This window comes from Microbacterium sp. 1.5R, assembly GCF_001889265.1.
In the GTDB taxonomy this organism is placed as follows: domain Bacteria; phylum Actinomycetota; class Actinomycetes; order Actinomycetales; family Microbacteriaceae; genus Microbacterium.
The window spans coordinates 1,262,159-1,279,315 of sequence record NZ_CP018151.1 but is presented as its reverse complement, the minus strand read 5'-3'; the positions used below and the strand labels follow the sequence as shown (position 1 = coordinate 1,279,315).

Genomic DNA, 17,157 nt, shown 5'->3' with positions numbered 1-17,157 from the left:
GCGGAGCAGTTTCCCGTGCCGACCCTCAGCGGGGATCCGCGACGTGCGCCAGGGCCGACCGCACACCCCGCGCCGTGCCATGCCTCAGGACGAGGGGCAACGCGGCGATCCCGTGCAGACGGGCCATGAGACGTACTCTCGCGGTCCGCGCTGTGCGGCTCCATCCCCGCGCAGCGGCCGATCGACGCGCGATGCGGTAGTACCGACGCTCGTCGAGGAAGCGACTGCCGTCGAGCAACGTCTTCTGAGACGCGCTCGCCAGATGACGCCGATAGGAGAACGCGAGCGGCGGCGTATACGCCAGCGTGCCCCCGTCGAACGCGATGTCCATGAGGAGAGCGAGATCCTGGATGACGGCGAGGTCATCCGTGAAGTCGATCCTGCGCAGCGTCTCGACCCGCAGCGAGAGCGAGGGCCAATACAGCCAGTTGCCCCGGATCAGCGTCGTGGCCATGTCAGGGCCGTTGAACACGGTGATCCCCTGACCCTTCGGGGTGAGCAGGCGCTGCTTGATCCGATCGACGAGGGGCAGCACGACCGCGCCGCGCTCATCGATGACCTGGACTCCCGGCTGGATCACATCCGCGTGGGGCACGGCACGCGCCGCGGCGCGGACGACCGCCACGTAGTTCGGGTGCAGGAGGTCGTCGCAGCCGAGGATCGTGACGAAGTCCCCGGACGCGCGGCGGACCGACTCCCGGAAGTTCTCGGTGATCCCGACGTTGTGCTCGTTCCGGGTGTAGATGATCCGCTCGTCCGACTCTTCGTCGAAGTGCGCCGCGACGGACTCATCGGGATAGCAGTCGTCGATGATTGTCAGCCGCCAGTCCGGGTCCGTCTGGGCGCGCACCGATTCGACGGTCTCGTAGAGCTGTTCGGGGTCTCCCCAGAAAGGCACGAAGATCTCGTACGTCATGAGCCGAGTCCGCACGAGACGATCTTGTAGAGCTTCGCATCTCCGCGCTGCTCGACGAGCTCGACGTAAGGCGAGCTCTCGAGGTCGTCGAGTCCCGAGTAGTCGCCGTCGTTCTCCTGGAAGTCGCCGTCGGCGCTGAAGTCGAGGACGTATGCGACACCGGTGTCCTCGAGGGCGTCGCACACCTGCGGAGAGTCGCCGTCTGTGTTCAGCTTCGTGTTGATCGCCTCGGCGTCGTCAGTGAGGTCCATCAGGAGATGCGGCATGAGGACGCGTCGTCCACTCACGCCATAGGCGAAGGACGCTCCGGTCCACGGGTCTCCCGCGATGACGGCGTCCTCGGGAACGAGCTCGTCGAGATCCTCCATGAGATCGAGCTCGTCCGGAGACAGGATCGGCCCACCCGGTCGCAGCTCGTAGGTGAACTCGATATCTGCTGCGGCCTGCCGGATCGCGGCGTTCTGGGTGACTCCGACGAGTGCGATCACGACGACGGCGATCAGGACGATCGGCAGACGCTCGGAGAAGCGCCGCACCGGCGCGAGCAGCCGCTGGCGCAGAAGCCACGTGACCAGCACGATGCCGCCGAGCGCAGCGAGCGGGAGGACTCCGATCGCCCAGAACGCGGCGATACGAGGCGGGTTGTTGTACCACGGGGCCGTGAACCAGAACCGGAGCGTCTCATACGGTGACGCCGACACGATGATGTAGAGCACGGCGGAGATGACCGCCATCGCCAGGACCGACCACCGCGCATAGGTGCCCCGGCGGATCACGCTGTACGCGCCGATGATCATCAGCGCGGTGATCCCGAGCGAACTCGGGTAGCCGTACACGCTCGCCGCGACGACCTCTCCGATGGAGTCGGGCACGGTGTTGATGATGGGCCAGTAGATCTGGCTTCCGGGAGGACGCACGACCTGCAGGAGGACCACGCCGACGGCGGCGTAGGCGACGAGCAGGCCGATCGCGATCACCCGCGGGCGTCCGGGAGCCCTCATCTGATGCAGAAGCCTGGCGAGGACGAAGGGCACCGTGAGAGCGACGACCGCCATGAGAGCCCCGGGGTGCGCGACACCCAGGCCCGGCACGACGAGCACCAACAGCAGGGCCCAGTCCTGGCGACGCGACACTCGCCCGGGCCTGAGAAGCCACCAGGCGACGACGATCGCGGCCGGAGCCACGGCCAGGCCGAGGAACAGCGGATAGAGCACCCCGTAGTGCAGGAGCAGGAAGGGGAACGCGGGGAAGGCGGCAGCCAGAGCGCCCGCGATCACCGTCATGATCTGGTTTCGTCCCAGGAGCTCGCGCACGAGGAACACCGCGCCGATCGGCCAGACGACCGCCGCGACGACGATGATCATCGCATTGGTGGCGAGGGGCACGGATGCCCCGCTCAGGGCGACGACGATGGAGACGAGCGCGTGCCATCCGGACGGGTAGAAGGGGACGCCGGCCGGCGACGTCATGCTTCCCAGCCACAGCGGCGATGCGTTCCCGGTGTCCAGGACGTACTGCACGGCGTTCAGATGGAAGAAGTTGTCGTAACGCTGCGAGAAGAACTCCGGGTCGTGCATGCTCCGCACGAGCACGAACGCGATCAGCGCAGCGGGCACTGCGATGGAGACGATGATCGCGACCAGCTGCCTCGCGCTCACGTGCGTGCGTGGTCGCGCCGGGACTCCGACGTGCTTCGACCAGAAGAAGGCGGCGAGCGACGCCACCGCGGTGAGTACGAGGACGGGCAGGATGCTCCATCGGATTCCCACGAAAGGCGCTGCGATGGCGGCGACCGCGACGAGGGAGACGCTGAGCGCCGGTGCCAGCGCGAGGAGTCTCATTCCGCGCAGGCGGAGGAGGAAGCCGAGCAGGAGTCCCGGGAGGAAGAGAAGAGCTCCGGTGACGATCAGTGCGGGCAGGATCGAGACCCAGCTCACGCCGCCTCAGCCTCCGGGTAGCGGACCTTCGGATTGAAGGTGATGCCCTTCAGCCACTTGCCGAGCAGCTTCGCGCGCAGATCCAGCGGGACGCGACCGCGGTGCAGGCTCACGAAGAGCCGTGCGCCGAACTCGATGAAGTACAGGAATCCGCGATGGTGCAACTGCCAGGAGGCCTCGTTGCGCACGCCGTACGAGAACTTCCAGAGGCTCTTGCGGTCGACCATCGCGAAGTTCACTCCGCGGTTGTCGCCCATGTCGTGGACCACGACGCTGTCGAGCACCTGCACGCCGGGACAGCGAGCGGTGAGGCGAAGGGTGTACTCGCGGTCGTCGAACCAGATGAAGTACTCGGAGTAGGGAAGCCCGTACTCCGCGATCGCCCAGCGTGGAATGAGCACGGAGACGAACGAGCACGCTGTGACCATGACATTGTTCTGGCCCTTGACGAGCAGACGACCCCAGTCCCACGTCGTCACGGGGTTGTTCATCTCGCAGATGCTGCCGTCGGTGAACTCGACGACGGAGCATGCGAAGGGGACGTCGCCGCCGAGTTCCTGGACGGCCCCGTCGAATCCGGCGATGAGGCTCTCGAGCGCTTCCGGCTTCGGATAGCAGTCATCGTCCATGATCCACACGTGGTCCGCGCCGGAGGCGTATCCGCGCAGCATCCCCTCGGAGAAGCCACCCGCTCCCCCGGAGTTGGTCGACATGGTCACGACTTCGAGGGGGACGGACGTCTCGAGGGATGCCAGGTACTCCGCCGTGCCGTCGGTCGAGGCGTTGTCGATGACGAACAGCGTCTCGACGGCGTGCGTCTGCGCCTCGATCGATGCGATCACCGTCTTCAGCTTCTCGAGCCGATTGAACGTGACGACCACTCCAGCGACACTCACCATGAGCCCACCTCTTCCTTGAACCATGAACTCGCGGACTGCTGGGACAGCAACTTCTTCTCCGCCTTGCGCTCCTTCCGCCACAGCGCTTCCCTCGACTCCTCGTCGTCGACGAGCGGGGCCACCGCCTCGGCGAGTCGACGCGCGGCGACACGTGCGTGACGCGGAACCAGAGCGGATTCGGGGATGATGTCGCTCTGTGCCCCGACATCCGTCGAGATCACGGGCACACCGTGTGCGATCGCCTCGAGCGTCGTGAGCGTGAGTCCCTCATTGTGCGACGCGACGACGAGCACATGCGCTTCATCGAGCGTCTCGGAGACAGGGGTGTCCGAGCTGCGTCGGACGATGTCCTCCCCCAGCCCCTCGGCACGGATGATGTCATCGACCCAGCTCGACAGCTCGCCGCCGCCGTGAAGGATGAAACGCAGCGAGTATCCCTGGCGCTTCAACCGCCTCGCCATGGTGATGTACACCTCGGGCGCCTTCTGCCGGGCCATCCGGCCGATGAACGCGACGGTGAACTGCTCACCCGCTGTCCGCGGACGGAACACGGCATCCTTCGGCTTCACGGTGAGTCCGCCGAGCGGTGCCATGACCACACGGTCAGCAGGGATGCGCTGCACATCGGTCATCCAGCGGGCGAGGCTCGGCGAGATGACGTGATGCGTCGTGATCGATCGGGACGCGATCGCACTGCTCAGCGGATACCCGCCGCCGGTGTACTCGACGATGTGAGTGCTGTCGATGATGGGGATGCCGGGACGCGATGCGGCGATCCAGGCGACCCGGTCGTACAGCCACTGGTTGTGGTGGATGACGACACCGCGCACGTCGAAGGTGCGCAGCAGCGAGCGGAGCAGCGGTTCGACGCCGGCGGTCTGCGAGGTGACGGTGGGCTCGGAGAACGGGATGAGCAGCGCTCCGTCGAGCTCGGGCCGCGTGACCCATGGCTGGTGAGAGTCCCGATTGGTCAGCACGATGGGAAGGAAGCCGGCTTCGCGCACCAGACGCACCGTCTCGAACGCCCAGAGTTCGGCGCCACCGAGCTCGAACCAGTGGAGTCCGATGATCACGGCCTTCGGCGCCCCGTCGAGAACCGGGCCGGCCGGCACGATCACGTCGTCCTCGTGTGCGCCCCCCGGACGGAACTCCGCCTCGTAATCGCGAGGCTCGATGGCCGTCGTGAGCTTGCGGCGGAATCTGAGCAGCGAGAGGTCCCGGGCGTCGTCGTAGAGCAGCGGCGCGCGCGACTTGACGCTCCGTGCGATCCGGCCGACCAGGCCGGGACGCTGCGGGCGGTAAGGGTCCGAGTCGAGCACATCGTCGGATGACACGTGCAGATGCCTGGCGGGCGACGCCACGAGACGGGCCGAGGCCGCTTCCGCACGCTCGGGCTCACGCTCTTCGACGGAGACGGAGCTGACGATGTCGAAGCTCCCGATGCGGTGTCGGTTGTTCCTCGAGAGTCCGTCGAACGTGCTGTCGTCGGTCAGTCGAGGCGTCGTCTCCACCGAGCCGTCGTAGAGATGGATCCGCAGCTTTCGCTGAGGTGCCATGAGCGCGTGGAAGTTCAACGCGCCGACGAGAAGGCGGCGTTCGCGCTCCGACAGATCGGCGCCCGTCTGCGGGTCCTCGAAGCGGAAGAGTGCAGGCTGATCGAGAGCTTGAAGAGGTGTCACGGATACAGTTTGCTTTCGGATCGACGGACGCACGAGACCTCCGCGATCCTACCAGCGGCCCAGCCCCTGACCCTGGGTTGCGCCTGTGCCGCGCGTTCGGACGCATCCCCATCGATCTGCCAGGGACACCGCGCGGAGGATCGTATGATTGCTCTCGGTGCGCCCGAGACCGTCGGCGCCTCGGAAGGTGGAATCGCGGTGCAACAGGCTCGCACAGCCGACGACCAGAGAATGACGACTCCTGGCGCGAATCGAGGGCTCCTCGAGGTCTTCCGGCAACGGCATCTCCTCTCGCTCATCGTGCGCAAGGAAGTCCAGATCCGGTATCGGGGTTCCATCTTCGGCTGGCTGTGGTCGTACGTGAAGCCACTCGTGCAGTTCGTGGTGTTCTTCGTCGCGATCGGCGTGTTCCTCGGCCTGAACGACCGCGTCGACTACTTCCCGATCTATCTGCTCTCGGGCATCACCGTCGTCACCTTCTTCAACGAGGCGTTCTCCAACGGCACCCGGTCCCTGGTCGACAACGCGGCGCTCATCAAGAAGATCTACCTGCCTCGCGAGATGTTCCCGATCGCCAGCATGATGATCGCCGCCGTGAACACGGTGCCGCAGATCATCGTCGTGATCGCCATCTCGCTGTTCTTCGGGTGGGCGCCCACCTTCGCCTCGCTCGGCGCCATCCTTCTCGCACTCGTCATCATCGCCGTGCTCGCCAGTGGCCTCGGGCTCTTCTTCGGGTCGATCAACGTGACGTTCCGCGATGCGCAGAGCTTCGTCGAGATCATCGTGATGGTCGCGATCTGGGCCTCCCCCGTGATGTACGAGTGGACGCAGGTCGCCAATGTCGTACCCGACTGGCTCTTCGTCCTCTATCGACTGAACCCCATCACCGCCGCCGTGGAGCTCTTCCACTACGGCGTCTGGTTCCCGCTCGGGCCTGACGCGTCCCCGCTCCCCGACGTGTGGATGTACGGGCTCATCGCCCTCGTGACGTCTCTCATCGCGCTGGTCATCGGCCAGCTCGTCTTCCGCCGACTGGAGGGCCGCTTTGCCCAAGATCTCTGATGCGCAGCCACTTCCGCGGATCATCATCGACGACGTCCACAAGACCTTCAAGCTCCGGCACACGCATTCGATCAAGGAGACGGCTCTCGCCGCGATCCGTCGCAAGCCGCTGACGACCGACTTCCACGCCCTGGACGGCGTGTCGTTCGACATCCAGCAGGGCGAATCCGTCGCTCTCCTCGGTTTCAACGGATCGGGCAAGTCGACGATGCTCAAGCTGATCTCGGGTGTTCTCGAGCCCGATGCCGGCACCGTGCTCACTCGCGGCCGCATCGCCGGCCTGATCGAGGTCGGCGCGGGGTTCCACCCCGATCTGTCCGGACGCGAGAACATCTTCCTCAACGCCGCGATCCTCGGCATGAGCAAGAAGGAGACCGAGGCTCGGTACGACGAGATCGTCGCGTTCAGCGAGATCGAGCAGTTCATCGACACCGAGGTGAAGCACTATTCGTCCGGCATGTTCCTCAGACTCGCGTTCTCCGTGGCGATCCACACCGAGATGGACGTCCTGCTGATCGACGAGATCCTCTCGGTCGGCGACGAGCCGTTCCAGAAGAAGTGCCTCGCTCGCGTGCGCGAACTGCACGCTGAGGGGAAGACGCTCGTCGTGGTCAGCCACGACCTCAACATGGTCTCGAACCTCTGCGACCGCGGCATCCTGCTTCAGAAGGGCAAAGTGCGCTTCGACGGACCGAGCGCGGAAGCCGTCGAGGTCATGCGCTCCTGAGAGCGCTCGGACGCCGGCGCAGCGCGCTCGGCGACCGCGCGCGCGGATGTGCGTCTCAGAGATCCGCGTGGAGTCCCCACACACGCTCGGCCGCGCCGAGCCAGGAGAACGACCTCGATCGATCCGCGCCGAGCACGCTCAGACGCCGTGCGCCGTCGCCGACCGCATCGACGACGGCCTCGGCCATCTCGGTCGACGGCACGATCGCGCCCCCGTCAGCGATCACATCCTGATGGACTCCGCTGTCCACGGCGACCACCGGCACACCGAGGGTCATGGCCTCGACCGCACGCCATGGCCACGCAGCGCGTGGGCTGGTCGCGACCAGCGCCGACGCCCCGGCGAAGACGGCCGCCCGATCCTCCGTCGACAGAGCGCCACGGATGTGGGCCCGTGCTTCAGGCAGCCCTGCGGCCACTGCGACCTCGACGAGTCGCGGTTCTGCCCCTTCCGGAGCATCGAGCACGACGGCATCCCTGCCGGATGCGACAGCTGCCCGGAAGCCGTGCTCGAGCGACTGCGCCGATCCGGTGAGCAGCACATACCCTTCCGTCAGGGACAGAGCGGCTCGTCGTTCTCGCGCGTCGAGTGGCATCACCAGAGCAGTTGGGGCGGCCCCAGGGATGACGCGAATCCGTCCGCTCAGCTTCGCGATCTCCGCCAGTCGCTCACCGACCGAGTGGGAGGGCACCACGACGGCATCCGCGTGCTTGACGGCTCGCTTCAGCATCGCCCGCTGCCAGGCGACCACGGACTTGGTGAGCGAATCCGGCTCGTCCCACGCCTGCAGATCCCACAGCGTGACTGTCGTCTGATCGAGGTCGTGCAAGCGGTCGTGACGCACCAGCGGAGCCATCAGGGTCGGCGAGTGGATGAGCCCCCCGCCCACCCCGGGGACGATGCCCAACTGCCAGGACGCCGCGAGCTCGCGCCGCGCGAGTGACAGTCTGCGCACGTCGACCAGACCCGGGATCTGCACGTCGACGCCCGACGGGACGATGGCCTCGACCTCGCACCCGGAGGGGGCGGTCGAGATGAGCGCAGCGGTGAGGTCCGACGCCGCTGAGGCGTGGTCCGCGTGCACGACATGCGTCAGCTGATCCAGAACAACACGCAGCCGAGCACCCATGCGACAACAGTAATCGCCCACCCGCCCCGAACCTGGGAGCAGCACCGGGTGCGCGGAGGATTGCGGGGCCGTCCGCCGCAGATATCTCGCTTCGTGCTTGAATGCAGGGGTGAGTGACGGACGTCTGCCTGTGCGTCGTCGATGGTTGCGGTGGACCATCGGCGTGATCGTGACCCTCATCGTGCTCGCGATCGGCTGGGTCGGCATCCGTGGGATCGGTGCTGTGAACGATCTGCAGCAGGTCTCCGCGGCGTCGTCGAAGCTCAAGCAGGCGATCGGGCAGGGCGACCTCGACACGGCCGCGGCGCTCTCTGCGCGCATCGCTCACCACGCGGGGTCCGCGCACGACCTGACATCAGATCCGATCTGGTCAGGCTTCGGTCTGCTGCCCTGGCTCGGACCGAACTTCTCAGCGGTGAGAGACGTCGCCGAGATCGCCGACGACGTCGCGTCGGACGCGCTCGTTCCGGTGCTGGCCGCCGCTGAGGAACTCGATCTGGCGAGTCTGGGCCTCTCGGGCGGCGTCGTGGACCTCACGCCTTTCGCGCAGATCGAGCCCCCGTTGGCTGAGGCGAGTGCCACGCTGACCTCTGCGGAGACGCGAGCGCTCGACATCGACGCGGGCGCGACGATTCCTCCGCTCGCTGATGCCGTGCGAGAGATGCGATCGGCCGTCACGCAGGCTGCCACCGTCGTGGGAGCGCTGCATGGAGCGTCCGCGCTGCTGCCGAGCATGCTCGGCGGAGAGGGTCCCCGCAATTATGTGCTCGCGATGCAGAACAATGCCGAGCTGCGATCGTCCGGCGGAATCATCGGGGCGATCGCCCTGCTGCACGCCGAGAACGGCCGGATCACGCTCGTGCAGCAGGCCTCCACGCAGGACTTCCCGGCCCTCGACACGCCGATCCCGCTCAGCGAATCGACCGTGGCCCTCTTCGAGGACCGCCCCGGTCGATACCTGCAGAACCTGACGAGCATCCCCGACTTCACCGAGGCCGGGCCGGCGATCGCGACGCGCTGGCAGAACCGCTTCGGGCAATCTGTCGACGGCGTCATCGCGGTCGACGCGGTGATGACGGAAGACCTGATCGCAGCCACGGGTCCGCTCGCGTTCGGGCCGTTCACCGCCACGGAGGACACCGTCGTGAACCTGCTGCTCTCAGAGATCTACGCGAGCGTGCCCGACCCGTCCGCGCAGGACGAGGTCTTCTCGCAGGCCGCGGGAGCGCTTCTGTCCGCCGCGCTCACGGAGGCCGCCCCGAAGGATCTCGTCGCCGCTCTCGCGGAGTCTGCCGATGAGCGACGCATCCGCATCTGGAGCGCGCATGAGGATGAGGAGGCGATCCTGTCGGCGTCGACGCTCGGCGGGGCGCTGCCCGAGGACGGCCCCCAGACCCACGTCGGCGTGCTCTTCAACGACACGACCGGCGGGAAGATGGACTTCTACGCGGACGCGGCCATCACGACGTCGATCGGCACGTGCGACGGCGAACCGACCACGCAGGTGACGGTGACCTGGAAGAACGACGCGCCCGCGGACGCCGGGACGGCGCTGCCGCCATACGTGACCGCTAACGGGTTCTACGGAGTGCCCGCCGGGTCGACCAGGACCCTGGTCACGGTGTACGGGCCCGAGGGTGCCACCCCCTCCCACATCGACGGCGACGGGGAAGAGATCAGCGTGCAGACGGCTCTGCTCGGCTCCCGCTCCGCCGTTCAGCACGAGGTGCTGGTGGCTCCGGGCGAATCGTCGACGATCACCGTCGAATATCAGGGAACCGGCGCCGGAGAACGACTGACGGTGGTCGATCACACGCCCATGGTCACCGCGCCTGACGTGTCCCGCGAACAACTGCGTTGCGCGTCGTGACTTTCCTGTTTCGATGATGTAGGGTCATTCTCACTGGGGAATATCTGAGTTCTGCAATTCTGTCGTGGGGACAGGAAGAGCTCACGCAGTCGGATGCAGGGGTGTATCCGAAGGCGATTCCGCGTGTATTTCTGGGGAGAATCATGCTGAAGAAACTGGCTGCCATCAGCCTTACCGCTGGCGTACTCGTGCTCATGGCACCTGCTGTCGCCTCCGCCTCGCCGGTCGTTCCGACCGAGTCCGACTCATATGCCGGCACGCCGCGGGTGAGCGTCGATGATCCGATCATCGACATCTGCGAAGTGTCCACCGTCGTCTTCGGCGCAGGCTATTTCCTGCCGTCTGAGAACGTCGGAGTGTCGGTCTCGGGCCTCAACGCGGGCGACTCCGCTGTCTCGGGTAACACGGCCGCGGCGGACGGCAGTCTCGTCGTCACCTTCCGCCCGCCGTCCGACGGCGAGGGCTCCTACGCGCTCGCCTTCGACGGGTCGCGGTCGTACACGGCGACGATCACCGTCTCGCACGGCCACGATTCAGCGGTGAGCTGCGACCACGATCCCGGTGTCGCGGCCGCGGGCACGGAGCTTCCGCTCACCGGCGGCGGGCTCGAGCTCGCCCTCACGGGCGGCAGCGTCTCGCCGTGGGTTCTCGGAGGTGGGGCAGCTGCTCTGGTGGCTGGTGGAGTTCTCGTCGCCACAGGCGTCACGCGCCGTAAGCGCGCCTAGGTCAGGTCCCCGCTTTCAGCGGGAACCGACTGGACGACGGTGATCCCTCCCCCTCCGATCACCGTCGTCTGGTGAATCCGGTCCTGAACCGGAGGCCCACGGCCGCCACCTTCACTCTCAGGTGGCGGCCGTGGGCTCACTCATGTGCACCGGCCGTTCGAGGGAGAACATCCCGATCGACGTCACCGATCACGGAGTCGGCGTCGGCGTCTCCGTCGGCGGGTGCAGCGTCTGCCGGACCAGCTCGTGGATGTACCCGTAGTCAGGGGTGTGCTCGTCCACCCCGTTGTCAGGAGTGAGCTCGGTCGTGGCGACGGTCTGCTCTCGGGCCTTCGTCATCAGGTCGAAGAACTCGGGCAGCTTGTCCTGAGGCAGATCGGTGCTGATCAGCGCGGTACCCGCGGCGGCCACCTCGTTGAAGCGCGTGAGCACCGTCTGCGGGGTGAACTGCGCGAGGATCGCCTCCTGCAGTTCGCGCTGGCGCTTCATCCGATCCCAGTCGCTCGTCGTGTACCGCGATCGCGCATACCACTGCGCCGTGTCACCGTCCATGTGCTGCTCGCCGACCTCGATCCACCCGATCGCCCATGCGTCGACGTCATACGGGTCGGTGCCCTCGGGTGGGCCACCCTTGGGCAGCCGCTCCGTCACAGTGATGTCCACACCGCCGAGCGCGTCGACGAGCGCCGCGAAGCCGTGCATGTCGACGAAGACGTAGTACGGGATCTCGATGCCGAGAACGCCCTCCGCCGCATCCTTGGTCGCCTCGATGCCGGGATCGGAACCGTGCGATGCGGCGTCCGGGTACAGGCCGGTGCCGTTGTCGTCACGGCAGATCTCTGCGGCATTGCGCACGTGGTTCATCCAGCCGTTCCAGCCGCACGCGCTGGAGCTGTGACCCTCGAAGCCGTTCGGATACAGAGCCTGCATCGGGCTTCCCTCGCTGAAGGGTGCATTGGGCAGCTCGCGCGGGATCCCGGTGATCGTCACGGCGCCAGTGGTCGCGTTCACCGAGACCACCGAGATGCTGTCGAACCTCATCGAGTCTCGGCCCTCGCCGCTGTCCGCTCCGAGCAGCAGGATGTTGTAATACCCCTCGCTCGGCGGCAGGCTGGGCCCGCTCTGTCCGAAGATCGTACTGATCGTTCCCCGGGCTGTGCCGACGTACGACGCCGCGTATGCCGTTCCGGTTCCGACGAGACCGAGCAGAAGCAGGGCGACGAGTGGGATCGCGAACTTGGACGGGCCCGGGACCCTGACCAGTCGGACGAGCCGCAGCACATCGAAGGTGAGCACCACCCACAGCACGAGGTAGGCGATCAGCAGCACCTGGACGAGAGTCAGGATGACCGCGGAGAACCAGCCTCCGCCGACCGTGAGCCACAGCAGCACAGGACGAGCGAACAGCGCCAGCCCTGCGCCCACGATCACGAGCAGCCATGCGGTCAGCGTCGCCCCGAGACCGAAGCGTCCGAGCCTGCGATTGCCGGCGAGAACCTGGGCCGAACCGGGCACCAGCAGGTTGAGCAGCACCAGCCACCACCCGCGTTTGGTCATCATCCCCGCATCTGCGGTGTTCGGATGCCGGATCGGGCGGCTCTCGATCAGCGGTCGCGCCGTACCTCGCGGCGGCGCAAGGGTCACAGGGACCCCTTCAGCCGATCGTTCTTCTCCTCGACCTGCGCTTCGAGGTCGAGCGCGTAGGCCTCGACACGATCCGCGAGGTCATCGTCCGAGGTGCCGAGGATCCGCGCCGCGAGGATGCCCGCGTTGCGCGCTCCCGCTATCGACACCGTCGCGACCGGGATTCCGGCGGGCATCTGCACGATGGAGAGAAGCGAGTCCATCCCGTCGAGGTACGCGAGCGGAACGGGGACTCCGATGACCGGCAACGCGGTCATCGAGGCCAGCATCCCGGGAAGATGAGCGGCCCCGCCGGCACCTGCGATGATCACACGGATGCCGCGACCGCGCGCTTCCCGCGCGTACTGCATGAGCTTGTCGGGGGTGCGGTGCGCCGAGACGACCTCCACCTCGTGCGGGATAGCGAAGTCGCTCAGCGACTGAGAGGCGTCGCTCATCACGCGCCAGTCGGAGTCGGAACCCATGACGACGCCGACGAGGGGCGCGGTGGAGGAGTGCAGTGGCTCAGTCACCCACTCAGGCTACGGTCTGGTGCTGGGAGAAACCCCGAACGGCACACCCCTGACCGCACGCTCAGTCGAAGTGCGCCGCCGCGGCGCGCGCGACGTACACCGCGTCGTCGAGGTCGTCGCCCGTCACATTGACGTGCCCGACCTTGCGACCCGGTCGCGGGCTCTTTCCGTAGGTGTGGATCTTCGCCGACGGATGCTCGGACATGGCTCCGGCGAAACGGTCGCCGAGCGTGCCGGTCTGCGGTCCTCCGAGGATGTTCACCATCACGGACCACGCCGCGTGAGGCGCGGTGTCGCCGAGGGGCAGGTCCGCGACAGCGCGCAGGTGCTGTTCGAACTGCCCGGTCACTGCGCCGTCCTGGCTCCAGTGGCCGCTGTTGTGCGGACGCATGGCGAGTTCGTTCACGAGGATGCGCTCATCGTCGGTCTCGAAGAGCTCGACCGCGAGCATCCCGGTGACCCCGAGTCCTTCCGCGATCGATCGACCGATCTCCTCGGCGACCCGGACGAGGCGCTCGGCCGCATGAGGCGCCGGCGCGATGACCTCTGCGCACACGCCCCCGCGCTGCACCGTCTCGACCACCGGGTAGGCGACGATCTGGCCGCCCGGACGACGAGCCACCTGCTGCGCGAGCTCGCGCACGAATCCGACCAGCTCCTCGACCAGCAGCGCCTCGCCGTCGGCGAGCCCGTCGAACCAGTCCTGAGCCTCGCCGGCCTCTCGGACCACGCGGACTCCCTTGCCGTCGTATCCGCCGCGGGGCGTCTTCACGACACCCTGCCCGTCGTGCTCGTCGAGGAATGCCTGCAGCTCGGAGGAGTCGCGCACCGGCGCCCAGTCCGGCTGAGGAACCCCGAGCTCTTCGAGCCTCGCCCTCATCAGGAGCTTGTCCTGGGCGAACTGCAGGGCGTCCGGCCCCGGGTGCACGGCGACCCCGTCGGCGACCAGTGCCCGCAGCACCTCCTGCGGCACGTGCTCGTGGTCGAAGGTGACGACGTCCACGTCGCGGACGAACGCGCGGACGACCTCGAGGTCGTGGTAGTCGCCGACCGCCGTCGCGGCGAGCTGCGCGGACATCCCCTCGTCCTCAGCGAGCACCCTCAGCTCGAGTCCGAGTTCGACCGCCGGAGCGATCATCATCCGAGCCAGCTGGCCTCCACCGATCACACCAACGCGCAGCGCCATGGGCCGCCTCCATTTCGTCCTGACCATTCTCGCGCATCAGCGCGAGCGCCGTTCACGCGTCCCGCCCGACCCGCCGACGCGGTACCGCGCTCAGAATCCGGCAGTGCCGTCGTGACCTGACTGCGCATCGCGGTGCGCCAGAATCTGGCTCACCTCGATCTGATCGGCCAGTGTCTCGTGCACGAGCGTCACGTTCGGAACATTGGGCAGACGCAACGGCGCATCGACCCCGTTCGAGAGCGTGATCGTTCCGACGCCCCACATCCGCTGGATCATGCCGCGGCGGACGCCGATCGTGTATCCCCGAGCGTGCGACATCTCCCGCCTGTTGCGGGCGCCGACACCGTGATTGACGATGACCCTCCGCGTGGTGAGAGTCACGGAGCGCGAGTACCAGATGACCCAGGGCACGACGACCAACAGGAGGACGATCGCTCCGGCTGCACTCAGCAGCATCCAGTTCTCGAACGGCGCCGGGAGGTTGTCGTAGAAGAAGGACGTCGCACCGAAGACGGCGATGAGCACGAGCGCCGACCAGAAGAGCCTCCGGGCGTGAGTGCGGAACCGGGCGATGAGCAGCTCTTCCGCGGGCGCACCCGGCGGTGGCATCGTCGGCCTTCCGCCGAGAGTCACGGGCTGAGTCACCCCTCCATTGTGCCCGCAACCGCCGACATCGCCGCTCGCGCGCCGGGCGTGTCAGACTCACGCCGGACGGACGTGCACCACATCTCCGGCAGAGATCGACGTGTCGCCGCCCTCCGCCTGCACGACGAGCCGACCGTCCACGTCGAGTCCGGTGGCTCTTCCGACGAGGACGAAGTCGCCGGGAAGGGAGACCCTGACGTCGAGACCGATCGTGGCGCACCGCTCGGTCGCGGCGGCGTGGAGACCGCTCGAGACGGCGTCGCCCGCTCCGGCGAGCTCGGCGACCAGCTGATCGAGTGCGCGCAGGTAGGTGGCGAGAAGCCTGTCGGCGTCGGCCTCGACGCCGAGGATCGCGAAGGACGTCGCGGTCGGCACCGGAAGCTCCGACCGTGTCATCGCCGTGTTCACACCGGTTCCGACGACGACCGCATCCTGAGTCGCCTGCGCCAGGATTCCGCAGATCTTGCGACCGTCGACCAAGATGTCGTTCGGCCATTTGACCGCCACGTCGTGGTCGGGAAGCTGTTCGGCGATCGCATCCGCCATCGCCACTCCGGCCGCGAGCGGGATCCAGCCTCGCGAATCCGCCGCCGAGGGCAGCCTCCGCAGCAGCACGGAGACGGCGAGCGATGCGCCAGGCGCGGATGTCCAGGAGCGGCCGAGTCTGCCGCGCCCCGCCGTCTGGTTGTCGGTGACGACAACGGACAGGTGCGGCGTCGACGGCGAATCGCGCGCTCGCTCGCTCAAGATGTCGTTCGTCGAGCCTGCTTCGGTCAGCACCTCGAGACATGAGGCGACCGCGGCAGTGAGTGGAAGGTCCACGTCAGACCTCCTCTTCGTCGGCCTCTTCGTCGTCATCGTCCTCATCGGTGCGCACTGCCCCGATCTCGTTCGCCTGCCAACGATCCCACTTCTGCATGAGCTGCGCGATCGCGGCGTGGAACTTCTCTGTGGCCACTCCGGGGGTCGTGTCTCCGAAGTAGTGCTGCACCCACATGCGCAGCCTCGCGATGGCGACCTCGTCGGCACGCACGCGTTCCACCTCGGCGACGATGTCACCCGCAGCGCCGGCGTCGAGCCATTCACAGTCCGACAGGTAGCCGTTGGTGTCGATCGATGCCCTCTCGTCGGCCGGCCGTGTGATCATCAGCGGCTTGCCTACTGCGAGGCGGTCGTAGACCATCGCCGAGATGTCGACGATCGCGACATCGGCGGCGGCCAGCTGCCATCCGAGCTCCGCGCCGTCGTCGTAGACGTGCTGTGCGGACGGATCCGCGGCGTTGGCGGCCGCGATGGCGGCGATGATGCGTCGGTGCGCGGCACCGTACGCGTCGTCGATCACGCCGCTTCGCGGGTGCGGGCGGTAGATCACGCGGTGCCTCTCCGAGGCGAGCAGCGTCGTGACGAGGGTCTCGCCGTGGGTGGCGATCGACCCGTAGTGCGCGCTCGGGCGGTCGCCCTCCCACGTCGGGGCGTAGAGCACCACGGTGCGCTCGTCCGGAACGTACGGCAGCGTGCCCGAGTAGTGGTCGGCCTGCGGCCGGCCGATCTCGATCGTCCGTCGATCGATGTCCCAGTCCCAGAGAGTCCGTGACAGGCGGTCACGGGCAGCCTGTCCTGCGACCAGGGCGTAGTCGTACGCCTTGTACTGATTGGTCGTCATGTACATCTTGTCCGACTCGCCGTGATTGATGAACACGTGCCAGCGCCTGCCGTAGCGGAACATCTGGAAGTTGCGGGTGTTCTGATTCACGTAGAGGACGACACGGATGTCCTGCGTGCTGAGGAACCGTTCGAGATCGCGGATCGTCGGGACGAAGGCGACGGGAGGACCGGCCTCGTCGAGCAGCTTGTCGGCGCCCGTCGCCGACCGGGACAGCACGACGACGGGCCAGTGCTTCGACAGCTCCACGAGAGGGCGATACCACTGCCGCATCTGGTACATGTTCACGTCGCCGTCGGCGAAGTACACCGCCACCTGGTAGTGCTCCGGCGGGTGCGGTTCGCGCTCGGCGAGGCGCCGCCGCACTCGCTGCACAGCCTTGCGCGAGGCGAGCGCCCGCTTCAGCAGACGGTAGGCCTTCTTCGCATCGGACACAGCACCCATCCCTCCAGGATACCGAGTGCGGCGGCTCGCCCCGCCTGACGCCTTCCGAGATCACCGGTGCCGGGAATCAGCGAACGCGCGAGAAGCGCATGCCATGATCGTCATGTGCCTGACAA

The 17,157-nt window shown here is 67.2% G+C and carries 15 protein-coding genes; 4 read left to right on the top strand and 11 right to left on the bottom strand.

Annotation, left to right across the window (positions count from 1 at the left end; translation table 11 throughout):
* Window positions 1-25 precede the first annotated feature (25 nt).
* The 4 genes from BMW26_RS05955 to BMW26_RS05940 are packed head-to-tail and all read right to left on the bottom strand — an operon-like array spanning window position 26 to window position 5,431.
* Window positions 26-916, bottom strand: a complete 891-nt coding sequence (locus BMW26_RS05955; protein ID WP_072591034.1) for a glycosyltransferase — start codon at window positions 914-916, stop codon at window positions 26-28.
* Window positions 913-2,853 carry a DUF6541 family protein gene (locus tag BMW26_RS05950; RefSeq protein WP_072591033.1) on the bottom strand — a complete coding sequence of 647 codons (1,941 nt, stop codon included), beginning with the start codon at window positions 2,851-2,853 and terminating at the stop codon, window positions 913-915. Before BMW26_RS05950 ends, BMW26_RS05955 begins: the two co-directional genes overlap by 4 nt.
* Window positions 2,850-3,752 (bottom strand): glycosyltransferase family 2 protein, encoded by a 903-nt coding sequence (locus BMW26_RS05945; protein WP_056278153.1) that lies wholly within the window; start codon window positions 3,750-3,752, stop codon window positions 2,850-2,852. The genes BMW26_RS05950 and BMW26_RS05945 overlap by 4 nt, the downstream gene beginning before the upstream one ends.
* Window positions 3,746-5,431, bottom strand: coding sequence for a glycosyltransferase (locus BMW26_RS05940; RefSeq protein ID WP_056278150.1), 1,686 nt, complete (start codon window positions 5,429-5,431; stop codon window positions 3,746-3,748). The genes BMW26_RS05945 and BMW26_RS05940 overlap by 7 nt, the downstream gene beginning before the upstream one ends.
* 231 nt (window positions 5,432-5,662) lie before the next feature.
* Here BMW26_RS05940 and BMW26_RS05935 point away from each other — a divergent pair, with 231 nt between their 5' ends.
* Together BMW26_RS05935 and BMW26_RS05930 are read left to right on the top strand one after the other, a co-directional pair.
* Window positions 5,663-6,496 (top strand): ABC transporter permease, encoded by an 834-nt coding sequence (locus tag BMW26_RS05935; RefSeq protein ID WP_053099057.1) that lies wholly within the window; start codon window positions 5,663-5,665, stop codon window positions 6,494-6,496.
* The gene (locus BMW26_RS05930) at window positions 6,480-7,223 is read left to right on the top strand and encodes an ABC transporter ATP-binding protein (protein ID WP_053095621.1); all 744 of its coding nucleotides are present in this window, start codon (window positions 6,480-6,482) and stop codon (window positions 7,221-7,223) included. The genes BMW26_RS05935 and BMW26_RS05930 overlap by 17 nt, the downstream gene beginning before the upstream one ends.
* Before the next feature lie 55 nt (window positions 7,224-7,278).
* Here BMW26_RS05930 and BMW26_RS05925 read toward each other — a convergent pair whose 3' ends face one another.
* Window positions 7,279-8,352, bottom strand: coding sequence for a glycosyltransferase (locus BMW26_RS05925; RefSeq protein WP_072591032.1), 1,074 nt, complete (start codon window positions 8,350-8,352; stop codon window positions 7,279-7,281).
* 109 nt (window positions 8,353-8,461) lie between these two features.
* On the opposite strand from BMW26_RS05925, the gene BMW26_RS05920 reads away from it, so the two are divergent.
* Window positions 8,462-10,222, top strand: a complete 1,761-nt coding sequence (locus BMW26_RS05920; RefSeq protein ID WP_072591031.1) for a DUF4012 domain-containing protein — start codon at window positions 8,462-8,464, stop codon at window positions 10,220-10,222.
* Between the two features lie 143 nt (window positions 10,223-10,365).
* Window positions 10,366-10,947: a hypothetical protein gene (locus BMW26_RS05915; RefSeq protein ID WP_072591030.1), complete on the top strand. Its 582-nt coding sequence runs from the start codon at window positions 10,366-10,368 to the stop codon at window positions 10,945-10,947.
* A 189-nt stretch (window positions 10,948-11,136) separates the two neighbouring features.
* Here the strand turns inward: BMW26_RS05915 and BMW26_RS05910 are convergent, their stop codons facing one another.
* The 6 genes from BMW26_RS05910 to BMW26_RS05885 form a co-directional block, all read right to left on the bottom strand.
* Window positions 11,137-12,507: an LCP family glycopolymer transferase gene (locus tag BMW26_RS05910; RefSeq protein ID WP_232224533.1), complete on the bottom strand. Its 1,371-nt coding sequence runs from the start codon at window positions 12,505-12,507 to the stop codon at window positions 11,137-11,139.
* An 80-nt stretch (window positions 12,508-12,587) separates the two neighbouring features.
* Complete coding sequence (gene purE, locus BMW26_RS05905; RefSeq protein ID WP_053099056.1) at window positions 12,588-13,055, bottom strand: 5-(carboxyamino)imidazole ribonucleotide mutase; 468 nt, start codon at window positions 13,053-13,055, stop codon at window positions 12,588-12,590.
* A 109-nt stretch (window positions 13,056-13,164) separates the two neighbouring features.
* Window positions 13,165-14,289 carry a 5-(carboxyamino)imidazole ribonucleotide synthase gene (locus tag BMW26_RS05900; RefSeq protein ID WP_072591028.1) on the bottom strand — a complete coding sequence of 375 codons (1,125 nt, stop codon included), beginning with the start codon at window positions 14,287-14,289 and terminating at the stop codon, window positions 13,165-13,167.
* Between the two features lie 90 nt (window positions 14,290-14,379).
* Complete coding sequence (locus BMW26_RS05895; protein WP_053095615.1) at window positions 14,380-14,934, bottom strand: PH domain-containing protein; 555 nt, start codon at window positions 14,932-14,934, stop codon at window positions 14,380-14,382.
* A gap of 57 nt (window positions 14,935-14,991) precedes the next feature.
* Window positions 14,992-15,756, bottom strand: coding sequence for a biotin--[acetyl-CoA-carboxylase] ligase (locus BMW26_RS05890; protein WP_072591027.1), 765 nt, complete (start codon window positions 15,754-15,756; stop codon window positions 14,992-14,994).
* A 1-nt stretch (window position 15,757) separates the two neighbouring features.
* Window positions 15,758-17,041 (bottom strand): CDP-glycerol glycerophosphotransferase family protein, encoded by a 1,284-nt coding sequence (locus tag BMW26_RS05885; protein WP_072591026.1) that lies wholly within the window; start codon window positions 17,039-17,041, stop codon window positions 15,758-15,760.
* Window positions 17,042-17,157 lie beyond the last annotated feature (116 nt).

What these genes read in the sequence shown, in the direction of transcription:
- BMW26_RS05955 (WP_072591034.1), bottom strand. Translation starts at nt 916, where the DNA reads ATGACGTACGAGATCTTCGTGCCTTTCTGGGGAGACCCCGAACAGCTC.
- BMW26_RS05885 (WP_072591026.1), bottom strand. Translation starts at nt 17,041, where the DNA reads ATGGGTGCTGTGTCCGATGCGAAGAAGGCCTACCGTCTGCTGAAGCGG.
- BMW26_RS05945 (WP_056278153.1), bottom strand. Translation starts at nt 3,752, where the DNA reads ATGGTGAGTGTCGCTGGAGTGGTCGTCACGTTCAATCGGCTCGAGAAG.
- BMW26_RS05910 (WP_232224533.1), bottom strand. Translation starts at nt 12,507, where the DNA reads ATGATGACCAAACGCGGGTGGTGGCTGGTGCTGCTCAACCTGCTGGTG.
- BMW26_RS05935 (WP_053099057.1), top strand. Translation starts at nt 5,663, where the DNA reads ATGACGACTCCTGGCGCGAATCGAGGGCTCCTCGAGGTCTTCCGGCAA.
- BMW26_RS05900 (WP_072591028.1), bottom strand. Translation starts at nt 14,289, where the DNA reads ATGGCGCTGCGCGTTGGTGTGATCGGTGGAGGCCAGCTGGCTCGGATG.
- BMW26_RS05925 (WP_072591032.1), bottom strand. Translation starts at nt 8,352, where the DNA reads ATGGGTGCTCGGCTGCGTGTTGTTCTGGATCAGCTGACGCATGTCGTG.
- purE (WP_053099056.1), bottom strand. Translation starts at nt 13,055, where the DNA reads ATGGGTTCCGACTCCGACTGGCGCGTGATGAGCGACGCCTCTCAGTCG.
- BMW26_RS05915 (WP_072591030.1), top strand. Translation starts at nt 10,366, where the DNA reads ATGCTGAAGAAACTGGCTGCCATCAGCCTTACCGCTGGCGTACTCGTG.